A 12916-nucleotide genomic window follows, 5' to 3' on the forward strand; every position below is an offset into this window, starting at 1 on the left:
TGCCTATCTAGGCCAAGGACCTGTAAATTCTACGAGTACTAATTCTAAACGATCTACAAAGTCATCATAGTAGGTTTCCAAATCTTCTCTTGTTTCGTCTTTGTATTCGATAATAATGTCTGCGTATCCTTGAGGATCTTTAGCATAATCTAAATTCGCAATCTTAGTGCCTTTGTAGAAAACATCTGCATCAAACAAAGCATTGATTTGTGTATTGGTAGGATTAAATAAAGAGCGTGTAGTCTCAAAATCTGCCGTAAAAGGCAATTTAAAGTCACCATAAACAAACTCACCAGAAGCACTTTCACAGTCCTCAATATAGTTTAGGGTTCTATAATCTGCATTTTTGAACACTAAATCGGTTACTAGTGAGAACTTTTCTACGCCATTATTTTTTGCTTTTAAAACAACATTCAATTCAGCAGGTGCTGTTCTTGTTGCACTAATTTCGAAGACATAAGGAGACAATTTAAGCTCCATTTCAAAACTTACAGGAATTTGAAAAGAAGTATTATCATAAGACGCAGAAATCAACTTAGCGGCATAACATTCTTCATTAGCAACAGTTGCAGAGGCAGCAAAAGACGTTGGCAACCAATATTGATAACTATCAAACGTCACCATTTGGTCGTTGTAATAATCGGCTGTAGCAACTACTGTATTATTGGTTGAGTTCATTTGTTCTGGAAACTCTATAACAATCTTATCCGTTGGAGTGGCAGTTCTAGACCACGATTGATTGCCAATATTCCAAGTATGCGTCCCTACATGATTGTTAAAATTAAATCGATCGGTTTGGTAAGCAGTAATATTTAAGTGCGTCTTTAAAGTATTGTACAACAACTCCGCCCAGTTTGAATTCAAGGCACTTCCTTGATCTAGGTTTAAAAAGTTATCAAAAGCCTGAACCGCACAGCCTGCTTTTAAAGCTTGTGCCTCTGAAATCACATCATTAAACAAGTTTTCAATATTTTCTTTGTCTTCTTCTACAGTTGTTTCGACTACCGTGTCATCTGTTTTTTCGGTACAATTACTAAAAATAATCGCGACCAAAAATAGGGTTAAAATTAGATTGAGTTTAAACATCTTGTGTATGAATTTGTTTTGGTTTTTAAAATAAGGTTACTCGATTAGAGTTATTATCAAACAACCTTTTGATAAGCTTTCAAAGATAGACTCTTTTTTATAAAAAAGAAAGTAATTTGATTTTCATTCATTAAATAATCATTGAAAAACATATACTTAAATCAAGTAACACTTAAAAAGAGGAATACCTTTTTTCCTGATCTTGTTCCGTAAGTTAAACTTCGTCATCCAACAGATTAATTTGTAATGGCTCTAACTTTCTATGGATGTAACGCAAGCTGACTTTAGGTGGTACAGTAATTTCCACCACCGTTTCGTGAAAACTAAAATCGTCTGCTTCTAATTTTCGAGATAAAGAATTAGCTGTATTAAGCATGCTCAAAATCATATTAAACATTTTTTTGTTTTCGTATTCTTTCTTCAAAGCTTCCAACTTCTCTTCTGGAACTTCTGCCATTTTCGAAAAACTCACTTCAATAACGGGAGCTAGAGCAATTCCTATTTTAAACTCATTCGTACGATAGCCCGCTTGTTCCAACAAAGGCAGTACCGCAACCACATCATTAACCACATCTACAATTTTTTCCTTAGCCGCAGGACCTACCTGACCAATTTTTTCAACTCCTTCTTTTATTTTTTCAACAACATCTTCAGATGATTTTTTCACAAAATTGGTCGTCTTTGTTAAACCATCTTTTAAATTTTTTCTAAAATCTTTCATAATTCTATTTTTGGTAAGAGGGCAAAAATAGGTTTCTTAGAAGTTGTTTAAAACTACCTTTCCCTCTAATTTATTTAATGATTTTTTTTCATATCAATCGCTAACTGTATTGCTACATCAACTAAGAACAAAAGATAACTCAAACTAATTCAAACTTCCTACTTAATAATTGCTTTTTTATAAAAAAGGCAAAAGTACACACAGCATTTCTCCCAATATTGCCCAAGTATTATCTCAAAAAGAGTCTCCATTTTATCTAAAAAATTGTTAAAAGATTGCAATTGTAAAAAAAATAGACTTACTTTGAATTTCAAAGCACTTTTAAAGTCATTAAAACTTGACTCATTAGAGCATTGGTAATCCGTTAAAATTTACATACATAAGATTAGTAGTTCGTTGATTACTTCGTGAGCGCTTTGCTTTTAGTTAGTTCGCTACGCTCATGAGGTCGCAAGCTTAGTTAGCTGCGCTGTTACTGCGTGGTTTCAACGAACTATTGCAAGATATAATCCAACAACCAATCTATCAACCATGGATAACTTTAGCAGAGAAGAACAACTTCAGCAATTATCAGAAATTCGTTCCCTAATGGAACGCTCAAGTCGATTTATTTCACTAAGTGGATTATCAGGAGTTGGAGCTGGTGTAACAGCATTAATTGGGAGTGCCATAGCTTATTGGCGTATTGAAGAACACACCAATTCTCTTATAAACCATGTTCGTTATGATCAATATTCTAATGCATTGCTCTGGGAGCTAATTTTTATTGCTACTGGAATTTTAATAGTTGCTCTTAGCGTTGGTGCTTTTTTCACTTTGAGAAAAGCCAAAGAACAAGGACAAAGTATTTGGGACAAAAGTAGCCAACAGCTCATCATTAACTTGCTAATTCCATTGGTAACTGGAGGTTTGTTTTGTTTATTGTTATTGGAACACGGTATGTTGGGAATGGTTGCCCCGGCAACACTGATTTTTTATGGCTTGGCTTTGGTTAGTGCCAGTAAGTATACATTGAATGATATTCGGCATCTAGGATTTTGCCAAATCATCTTGGGCTTACTAAACGCTAAATTTATGGCTATTGGCAATGGTATTTTATTTTGGACAATTGGCTTCGGTGTGCTGCATATTATATATGGAATTTATATGCACTACAAGTATCGATAAAAGATATCACTTGTACTTGTACTTCCTATTGCTTTAGTACTAAAATTAGCCTTGCCCAAATAGATAGCTTTTCAAAATTTAATAGAACTTTACTACCTTTGAGACTTAAACGTAGATCTATATTTATGTTCTAATAAATATAAATCACCTTGAACACAAAAAGCATCCAATGATAGAAAATCTAAATAAAGTATTTGAAAGTCGTGTAAGATTAGGCATTATGTCTATTCTAATGGTCAACGAGTGGGTAGAATTCAAAGCTTTGAAGGATTTACTCAAAGTAACGGATGGGAATTTGGCTTCTCACCTTTCTGCATTAGAAAAAAAAGAATTATTAGTAGTGAATAAAGAATTTGTTGGTAAAAAACCACGAACTACTTACAATGCCACCAAAGAAGGTAAAACCCTATTTAACAAACACTTGGCTGCTCTTGAAGCTTTAATCAATAAAGAAAAATAATTTTTTTGCTCAACAACTTTGAAATTCAAAGTACTTTTAAAAACAACAAACCATGAGTATTATCAAATGGCACAACCAGCTTTCAGCTAAAATCAGAGGCGCTCTTTTAATTTTTATTTTGCTAACCATCTTAGACAATTCCACCCTATTTGACATTCCTATCTCCGAAACCTTCACTACGTCAAGCAATCTAAGTACTTGGTTGAGTTCCCTAATCATTGGCATTGGTTTTATTGATAGCTTTGCCTTTCATTTGGTCACGTTGCATTTAATGCTTATTGTGCTTTTATTTGGGGTTATCCAAGCCCCATTCAGAAATATATGGGCATTAAAATTCACGCTTGCCAGCTCTTTTTTTGTTATTTTTATTACGAATTATCAACTCATAGAACCTAGCAACTCTAGTGCCGTTTTATTGAATGCCAGCTTTCAGTCCATCAAGTTAATTCCTTTAACATTGGCTTATCAGTGGACAAAACGCTTGGCCATTCCTGCCCTTATATAAACAGTGTTCTAAACAAATTCTAATTACGAAAACGCTTACCATTTTTATTCATCATCTAGCCCTACAACAATGGAAACAACCATCGAATCAACCAAGCATTATTATGAAAAAAGAGATACCCACTTTTTTCTAGGACTAGGCTTAATTGCCTTGTGTCTCAGTAGTTATCTTTTTGTAAGTGCAAGCCCCTATAATACTTATCATGTGAATTTCATCATTATTCTCAATTATAGCTGTGTTCTATTGTACTTCGCCTTCATGACCAGTTCAAACTATGTTCAAAATCGAAAATTCTTCCAACACACCAACCGTTATCAATACATCTGTTTCTTAACGCTAGCGACGATTAGCTGCCTGACTTTAAACTTGGGAATTAATGTTTTTGATAAATTTTCATTTTGGGTCGATCTTTATATGATTGCAATGTATGGCGGACTGCTTGCCTTTTGTTTCAGAGACCAAATGCCCCGCCAAGTACGAACAGTTATCTTTTTCACCTTAGGAATGGGAACGGCTTTAGCTACTTATTTTACATTATACTTGCTTCCCCTAATGCCTTTTGGTATTCTACTTTGTTTTTTCTTTGGAGTAACGCTACACTTAGTCGTTCCTCTATTGGTACTCATCAACAGCATCATATTATTTATAAGAACAGAAAAAAATCAGGCTGACAAAACAGCTTATGCATTGGGCTTAGGTGCGCCAATCTTAATTTCCGTACTTTTCACCATGCAATGGCACCAAACCAATCAGTTGATTGAGACAACTTATACCAAACAAGAACATTCCAACGCCTATGGCTTGCCTGCTTGGGTGACACTCAGCCAAAAGCTATCGGATGGTTTCTTTACACAACGCATTCTTAAAGGAGAAATTCTATATACCACATTATATGGCGACAGTTGGAGTTTCGGGCGAAATACAGGCACTTCGTTTCAAGATCGCAAAGAGCATGATCCTCTGATTGCCATTGCCAGTTATTTTAGTGGTAGAATTAATCTTTCTAGAAACGATCGCATTCAAATTTTAAAATTTTATAGCAAAAACAGACACGATACGCAACGCAAGCTCTGGTCAGGAAAACATCTTTCGACTACTCAAATAAAGAAAAAAATTTCGCTCTATCCAGCCTATCGTTTAGCTTACATAGAGCAAACATTTACCATCAAAAATAATAGTTCCAGTTCTTGGCGTCAAGAAGAAGCCTTGTATACATTTACTTTGCCCGAAGGCTCTGTTGCCTCTTCTCTTTCGTTATGGGTCAATGGCATAGAACAACCCTCTCGGCTAACCACTAGAGGCAAAGCGGATAGTGCTTATGTCAATATTGTTGGTGTTGAAAGAAGAGATCCTGCTCTGTTGCATTGGCAAGAAGGCAACCAGTTGACGGTGACTGTTTTTCCTTGTACCTCCAAAGAAGATCGGATTTTTAAGATTGGTATTACTAGCCCTTTAGTAGTAGACGACTCTGAATTGGTATTGGCTCCCATCACTTTTGAGGGACCTACTGCCGTATTTGCCGAAGAAGAGCAACAAGTGGACTTTCCGATACAAAGAAATAAAACGTACCAAACCCACTTCAATGGTTCTATCACTTGCGATAAAATACCACTCAGTAAAGAACCTTTTTATTTCAATCACCAAAACTTTAACGTACGGGAATATCAAACCCAACAACGACATTTTGAGCCTCAGCACATCTACTTAGATGTCAACAAAAGTTGGTCGGAATCAGAATTCACACAAGTGTGCAATAGTTTTATCAGCAAGCCTATTTTTATGTTTGATAATGGTGTGTTAATACAAGTTGATGCCTATAGTTTAGATGCTTTTAAAAATGCTCAAAACAACAATTTTAGTTTGTTTCCTATCGAATTGATTGAGCATCCTGAAACAGCGCTATTGGTGAGCAAATCTACTTCAAAGTCGCCCAATTTAAGCGATTTAAAAGAGACCCATTTGGGGCATACAACGATGACTTATTTAGAACAAAAAGAAGCTCCTATTGCCTTTTACAATCTCTCTTCTACCTTATCTCCCTATTTGCAAAGTCTAAAAGAGTTTTATGTATTTGACTATGCGCAAGGTTCGATTCAAGAACTGAGACAATTGGCAAAACAACATCAATTTCCTCTGCAAATTACCAATTCAAAACAAGTTGTTCTACATCAAGCCAATATGCTGATACAACAAAAAAGCACTGACAATCCAACTATTTCTAAAGCACCAGATCATTTAATGCGTTTATTTTCTTACCACCAAATTCTCAAAAAAATTGGCAAAGGTTATTTTTTGAGTGGCTACGAAAACCAAGATTTGGTCAATATTGCTAGTACGGCACATATTGTTTCGCCTATTTCAAGTATGATTGTTTTAGAAACTCAAGAAGACTATGAGCGATTTGATATTGAAGCAAACGAAGAAGGATTGGGCAACGCTTCTAACAAAAAGGGGCTTAAAAATGCTTCTAACAACAGTTCTGGTGCGGTTCCTGAACCACATGAATGGTGCTTTATCATCTTGATTACGCTTGGTATTCTATTCGTTCAAGTCAAAAGAATTCGCCCTTAAACCTACTTTTTATATCTTTTGTAATGCTAAACTCTAAAAACAAATTAATTGGAAGTTTCCTAGCACTGACCTTGCTTATTGGTATTCCTGTCTGGCAAGATTACCTGCATGGAAACTTCCTTTTTTATTTTACGCTTTTATTGGGTCCTTATATCCTTTATGTTCAACAAAAAGAAGTGGCTAGTACTCGCTATGCGTGGGCTAGTATTTTGTGTGGAATGGGGCATTTAATTTTAGGAATTAATATTTTATACCTGAGTGCTGCTTTGTTTTTTGTCCTATTTATAATTGAGTGGCAATATGGCAAATTGAATGCCCTATCTATTTATTGGATATTCATTTTATCTCCTTTAACCATTTTTTTGTTTGGTGTTTTTAGTTTTCCTATTCGGTTAGAATTGTCTAGGATAGCGAGTGGGTTACTGCAATTCGTACAACCCAATTTAACTTGTCAAGGCAATATCATTGTTTTAAATGGGGCAGAATTTTCTGTAGACGAAGCCTGCATGGGATTAAAAATGGTCAGTTACAGCTATCTAGTCTTTTTAGTATTCATTGCCCATTTTGAAAAAAAACACCAAGTCATCTTATCCAAACCCTTTGTAATAATGCTCTTGAGTGTAGGAACACTTCTAATTTTGTTTGCTAACCTTATTCGAATTATTACCATCATCCTATTTCAAGCAATGCCTGACACCATCCTACACGAAGGTATTGGTTTGATTAGCTGGCTGGCTTATGTCATCCTTCCTTCTTTTTGGTTGATTCGTTTTAGCATTTGCTATTTTGGAAAAAATTATATCATCCAAAGTCCTAAGCAACTTCCAGTAAAATCAGTCCTCTTGGTATCAACTACTGCTCTTGTTTTATTAACCTTGGGCAGTTATCAAGCACTTACAAAAGATAAAACACCTCCTAAAGCAACAATTCCTATTCAACTCAAAGGCTTTGAAAAACGTATTGCAAAAGATGGTGTGGTACAACTAAGGAACGAAGTAGCACTAATCTATATCAAACCCTCTTGCGCTCCGTATCGTGCCGACCATGCTCCCAATATCTGTTGGAAAGGCAGTGGCTATAGTTTTAGTAAAGAACAACTAAGAACAATAAAAAACAAAACGGTACTAGCCGCCCAATTAAAAAAAGGAGAAGATATACTTTATACCGCTTGGTGGTACGACAACGGTCTGCACCAAACAGCTAGCCAAGTTGAATGGCGTTGGAATACACTACAAGGCAACGGCAACTATCAATTGATGAATGTAACGGTAGAAAGTCCTGAGTTGTTAGATGATTATATCTGCTTATTGATGACACAATAATCTAAATTTTTATTTGAATTACTTTGTAGGATCTGGCAACATTTTAATATCTATCAAAGCTTTTCCTTCTTCATAACCAATCGTGGTCAACATTGGGCGGTCGATCACCCACCAAGGTTGGGTTGGATTCACTTCTAATTCTGCCTTGCCATTTTTCCAACGAACCGTAACACTTCCTGTAGCATTGTTATTTTGCCCCGCAATATCTAGTACAAAGTTTGAGGTGTAAGCCCCTTCAAAGGGTCTTCTCAGGTCAGGTAATGCAGGCGAAAAAGTAATGGTTGCTCCCGCTTTTTCTTTGTTCCATTGTTGCACATAAGCAGATTTAAGCTCCAATGTTTCTGTGCCCTCAAATTCATAGACCAATGAACGGAATTCATTTTGTTGTTTGACAACTGTTTTATTGGCTGCCTTTTGGATCGACCAATATTGCAAAACAGGTTTGCCCGTAGAAGGGTGCACTGTCGTCAACCTCCCTTCTCCCTCCACTCGCATTTCAAAAGCACCAGAACTCGCCCCTCCTTGTGTTTGTGTCAATGCCATTTGAAAAGGAACCAATCCTAGCAACTTATCCATTTTGTAGGGTTGACCATTGTACGATATCCCCGCTTTTTTGCCAAAATCTCGATATGGCAAATGCAATGCAACCAATAATTGATTTCTAGAATGCCCCATCGTAGAGCCATTTTTCTTTTTCAATTCTGTTTGAGGTCGTTTGCCTTGATACCAAGCTTCTACTTGTTCTCCTTTTATATTTTCATAAGAAAATGATAAATCCAACATCTTATCAGTACTCTTATCGTTTACTTTAACAGGGTAAGACTTACGCACAACAGGAAGTTCTGGCAACCAAGCTTCTATATTCGGCAAATCCGCTACAATATATTGATCTAAAGAACCTTCCTCTGCGTCTTTCATAATCCACAAATCCCCATCAGGGGTCTCTAACTTGGCATATTCATGCATATTCCAATCGGGATGCTTCGAAACTAATATCAAATCCAACTCATATGTTGCTGCCCAAATTTGTATTGGCAGTACAGGAAACCCTACCAAAGGTGCACCTTGATACTTGACCGAATGTGCCTCTTGATTTAAAACTTCTTGGCGTTCTTGTGATGTCAAGGCAGGTCCTTCGGGCAGCATTCTTTTCAAGCTTTTGCAAGCGGTTACAAATTGAAATAACATAAGTAGTAAAAATAGTTTTGATAAAAATTGCATAGTAAATACGAAAAATTCGAGGTATAAAAAACGAAAAAGAGGCTACCTATTTTAGGTGCCTCAACAAGATATTAAAAGATTTTATAATTTTGTCTACTTTCCTGTTTTCTCAAAATTCAGAGCAGCGGAATTAATACAATAACGCAAACCTGTTGGATCTGGACCATCGTCAAAGACATGCCCTAAATGACCATCACAACGACCACAGGTAACCTCTGTCCGAACCATTCCATAACTATTGTCTCTATATTCTGTTACATTTTCACTGGCGACAGGTTGATAATAGCTAGGCCAGCCTGTTCCTGATTTAAATTTGGTATGCGAATCAAATAAAGGCAAGTTGCAAGCTGCACAGTGGTACATTCCTTTCTCTTTATGATCCCAATATTTTCCAGAAAAGGCACGTTCTGTCCCTTTTTCTCTTAAAATTCGATATTCTTCTGAAGTTAAGATAGCTTTCCATTCTTCTTCCGTTTTTTCTATTTTTCCAATCCCACTACTATCAGTCAGTATACTTCTTGTCGCATTTTGTTCGACTTTGGTAGGAACAGCTTTGGTTTTAGATTGACAAGATATCAAGGCTATAATAGCGATTAAGATACTTGCACCAAACAATAATCGATTCATTAGCATATATTTAGAATTAATAATTAACTGCATAGCATTTTCAAAAAACACATACCAAATTACTAAATCCGACTCTCAAAGGAACGAACGAACAGCACATTGGGGTATTTATGAAATATTATTTTCACACAAAATAGTGTTAAAGCAGTTTACAAAGTATTCAATATTAATACCTCAAACAATACAAACGCTATATTGTTATTAATAGTCCACTAATTTTTTAGTTTTTTAACTATCTTGTAACAGTATTCACCAAATAATCATCCATCCTTCACCATTTATGATTTACACCAAAGCACAAACAAAAGGTATTCATCAACAAACATTTGCCTATCTCAATGTAATAGAACAAAACCATGTCTTGAATATCACCTTAAATCGTCCCAAACAGAAAAATGCACTTAACGAAGTCCTTACAAGAGAGTTAGCTTATGCTATTTCATACGCACAACATGATAACAATATTTGGGTCGTAACGCTCGGTGCAGAAGGCAATGTTTTTTGCGCAGGCGCTGATTTAAAAACTTTTATGGGGCACAAAGATGTTGATTCTGGCTCCACTATCCCTGATACAGGGCAAGAAATTATCTTAGGAGATTTATTTGATAATTTGCACAAACCTTGTATTGCTAAAGTTGGTCATCCTGTCTATGCAGGCGGCTTCTTGTTATTAGCAGGCTGTACGCACGTTGTGGCTACTACCTCTAGCACATTTACTTTATCAGAGGTTAAGCGAGGAATTTGGCCCTTTCAAGTAATGGCAAGTTTATTAAAAATCATGCCCGAGCGGAAGGTCTTGGATTGGTGTATGACAGGAGGCAGCTGGTCTGCACGATATGCTTTTGAAGCGGGATTGGTAACCATGCTAGTTGAAGATGGCGATTTAGAAGAAAGTGTGGATGCTTTAGTGACTCAAATTTGCAAAAACTCACCTTCTGCCATTCGCCTTGGATTAAAAGCCCTTCAAGAATTAAAAGAAGTAGCACCTCAAAAACAGCATCAATTTCTACACCAACGCTTGATGGAAGTGATCCAAACTAAAGATGCTCAAGAAGGTATAAGTGCATTTCGAGAAAAGCGTCTCCCTAACTGGTCTGGTGAATAGATTAATTGGATAAATTTATTACTTCTGTTCAAAAATTAATATAAAACGGTTAGTAAAGGTAATAGTAGTTCGTTGCTTTTTTACTTTTTTAGCTCGCTACGCTCGTGAGATCGCAAGCTTAGTTACCAAAAAGATAAAAAAGCACATTTATATTAGCTTGATAATCAAAATTTTAACACAAAACGCAACAAAGGCGCAACTTGCTGATTATCAACTGCGAAGCACTCATGCAATAAACTAATAAAGTTTACTTCGTGAGCGCTGCGCTTTTAGTTAGCTTCGCTGCTACTGCGTGGTTTCAACGAACTATTGGGTAAATGAATGGAGAATTAATTGAAATCGAGAAAAATACAAATTATGAAATGGTATGACATTTTTTCCAACATATACGACTCGTCATTAGAAAAACTCTACTTTGAAAGTAGAAAGAGGGCTGTTGAGTTGTTAGACTTGAAATCGGGTCAAACCCTTCTTGATGTTGCCTGTGGAACGGGAGCCAACTTCAAACACATTCAAGAGGCCAATAATGAGATAAAAATTTATGGAACCGATTTTTCGAGTGGAATGCTTAGAAAAGGGCAAAGTTTGATTGAAAAAAATAATTGGATGAACATCTCCTTATTTCAAGCAGATGCAAGAGAACTAACCCCCGATTTTATAAAGAAACAGATTAACAGAGAACAATCCTTTGATAGAATCATTTGTGTTTTGGGACTGTCCGTAATTCCTGATTGGGATAATGTTTTAGATAAGTTACTTCTGCTGTTAAAAGAAAATGGAAAAATTGTAATCGTAGATGTTTTTGCAGAAAAAAGAAATTTTAATACATGGCTTGTAGAAAAAATTGCACGAGCAGATTTGAATAGAAAAATATGGCAAACGCTCAAAGAGAAAACGAACAATTTTGAATACGAATATTTACCAGTAAAAGAAAGCAAAGTAGGAGGAAAATTATTTGTTGCTGTTGGAAATAAAAATTAGAAACTACTGCAATATTGTGTATAAGTAATAGCAATTTAAGTAATAAAACGAAAGTATAAACATAAAATAAAGCCCCGTATAAACCTGAAAAGTTAGTGAGTAGAAATCCGCTACTACTCATACACGAGAACGTTTATGTACGGTTTTATAAAAAATCATTACTCCGTTGAAAAATCGTATTAGTTTGATTATCAGCAAGATGCACTTTTATTAACCTTTACACTAAAAGACTGATAATCAAACTAATGCAAGATGCTTTTTTACGTTTTTCATAGGAAAACTAAAAAATCAACGGAGTATTAAAAAATAATACAACATCGAATTACAAGAGAAAATATTACAGCTTTTAAAAAGCTCTGATTCCGCAAATTATCAACTTGGCTTAACTCTATTGTCAGCCAATCCTGCCTATCTCAATCGAGCAATTAAAAAATGGCTTTTGCAAGATACGTTGCTTACAAATGAAGATTTTGATTTGTATTTTTCTAGTTCTAACTACAACGGGGCAAAGTTACTTAAACTTGCTCGGCATAATTTGGCAATTGTCATTAATAAACTAGAGCATATTGATTTGAGTTGCGTTCAAAATTTTGACGGTTTGGAACAATTAACTCAATTAAAAGAAGTGCGTTTTTTTGACAACAAACTACAAGAATTACCTACACCACTTTTTGCCCTAAAAAATTTAGAGAAATTATACATTCGTACCAATCCACTATTGGACTTTGAACAAGTTTGTTTACAACTTAAGAGTTTTCCTAAATTAAAAGAGTTGTATTTAGAAAACAATACTTTGAAAACTGTTCCTAATAATTTAAAGCATCTTCCACATTTGGAACACTTGCGGTTCAACAATCGACAATTTCGTTTACAAAATGAAATTCAAGAAATTCCTAGTTTTCTACTCACATTTAAACAGTTAAAAGCCTTGCATTTTGAAAAAAATCCCATCCAGCAAATACCTTCTAATCTATTTGACTTTGCACAACAACAATTAAAAGAATTCACACTTGGCAACTACGCATTCAATAATGGGCTTGAAGCAAAAGCCTATTTAAACCTATTCAAAGTACATGGTCTAAAAACCTGTCAAGACAATTAATTTTTTTCCAATTCCTTGATTTAATTCTCCTCAACTCTTATAGTTTTT

General features: G+C 35.4%; 12 protein-coding genes. 8 read left to right on the forward strand and 4 right to left on the reverse strand.

The genetic code is table 11. The annotated features are described in order from the left end of the window. Positions 1 to 3: 3 nt before the first annotated feature. Both CG11_RS20970 and CG11_RS20975 read right to left on the reverse strand, forming a co-directional pair. Entirely contained in the window at positions 4 to 1086 is a 1083-nt protein-coding gene (locus CG11_RS20970; protein ID WP_052598807.1) for a hypothetical protein, read from the reverse strand. Positions 1087 to 1300: 214 nt separating this feature from the next. After that, a complete protein-coding gene (locus CG11_RS20975; RefSeq protein WP_052598808.1) occupies positions 1301 to 1807 on the reverse strand; it encodes a hypothetical protein in 507 nt (168 codons plus the stop codon). Positions 1808 to 2338: 531 nt separating this feature from the next. Here CG11_RS20975 and CG11_RS20980 point away from each other — a divergent pair. From CG11_RS20980 to xrtN, 5 genes are all read left to right on the forward strand, one after another. Further along, a complete protein-coding gene (locus CG11_RS20980; protein WP_052598809.1) occupies positions 2339 to 2974 on the forward strand; it encodes a hypothetical protein in 636 nt (211 codons plus the stop codon). Positions 2975 to 3143: 169 nt separating this feature from the next. Beyond that, positions 3144 to 3434, forward strand: a complete 291-nt coding sequence (locus CG11_RS20985) for a transcriptional regulator (protein ID WP_052598810.1) — start codon at positions 3144 to 3146, stop codon at positions 3432 to 3434. A gap of 52 nt (positions 3435 to 3486) precedes the next feature. Continuing rightward, positions 3487 to 3939: a hypothetical protein gene (locus CG11_RS20990; RefSeq protein WP_052598811.1), complete on the forward strand. Its 453-nt coding sequence runs from the start codon at positions 3487 to 3489 to the stop codon at positions 3937 to 3939. Between the two features lie 69 nt (positions 3940 to 4008). After that, positions 4009 to 6510 carry an XrtN system VIT domain-containing protein gene (locus tag CG11_RS20995; RefSeq protein WP_052598812.1) on the forward strand — a complete coding sequence of 834 codons (2502 nt, stop codon included), beginning with the start codon at positions 4009 to 4011 and terminating at the stop codon, positions 6508 to 6510. Positions 6511 to 6533: 23 nt separating this feature from the next. After that, positions 6534 to 7832 carry an exosortase N gene (xrtN, locus tag CG11_RS21000; RefSeq protein WP_052598813.1) on the forward strand — a complete coding sequence of 433 codons (1299 nt, stop codon included), beginning with the start codon at positions 6534 to 6536 and terminating at the stop codon, positions 7830 to 7832. 18 nt (positions 7833 to 7850) lie between these two features. Here xrtN and CG11_RS21005 read toward each other — a convergent pair whose 3' ends face one another. Together CG11_RS21005 and msrB are read right to left on the reverse strand one after the other, a co-directional pair. Continuing rightward, entirely contained in the window at positions 7851 to 9020 is a 1170-nt protein-coding gene (locus CG11_RS21005; RefSeq protein WP_052598814.1) for a hypothetical protein, read from the reverse strand. 126 nt (positions 9021 to 9146) lie between these two features. Next, positions 9147 to 9680 carry a peptide-methionine (R)-S-oxide reductase MsrB gene (msrB, locus tag CG11_RS21010; protein WP_231512825.1) on the reverse strand — a complete coding sequence of 178 codons (534 nt, stop codon included), beginning with the start codon at positions 9678 to 9680 and terminating at the stop codon, positions 9147 to 9149. 280 nt (positions 9681 to 9960) lie between these two features. On the opposite strand from msrB, the gene CG11_RS21015 reads away from it, so the two are divergent. From CG11_RS21015 to CG11_RS21025, 3 genes are all read left to right on the forward strand, one after another. Further along, entirely contained in the window at positions 9961 to 10785 is an 825-nt protein-coding gene (locus CG11_RS21015) for an enoyl-CoA hydratase/isomerase family protein (RefSeq protein ID WP_052598815.1), read from the forward strand. A 357-nt stretch (positions 10786 to 11142) separates the two neighbouring features. Next, a complete protein-coding gene (locus tag CG11_RS21020; protein ID WP_052598816.1) occupies positions 11143 to 11766 on the forward strand; it encodes a class I SAM-dependent methyltransferase in 624 nt (207 codons plus the stop codon). A 391-nt stretch (positions 11767 to 12157) separates the two neighbouring features. Beyond that, the gene (locus CG11_RS21025) at positions 12158 to 12868 is read left to right on the forward strand and encodes a leucine-rich repeat domain-containing protein (protein WP_052598817.1); all 711 of its coding nucleotides are present in this window, start codon (positions 12158 to 12160) and stop codon (positions 12866 to 12868) included. Positions 12869 to 12916 lie beyond the last annotated feature (48 nt).

The organism is Aureispira sp. CCB-QB1 (assembly GCF_000724545.1).
GTDB lineage: Bacteria > Bacteroidota > Bacteroidia > Chitinophagales > Saprospiraceae > Aureispira.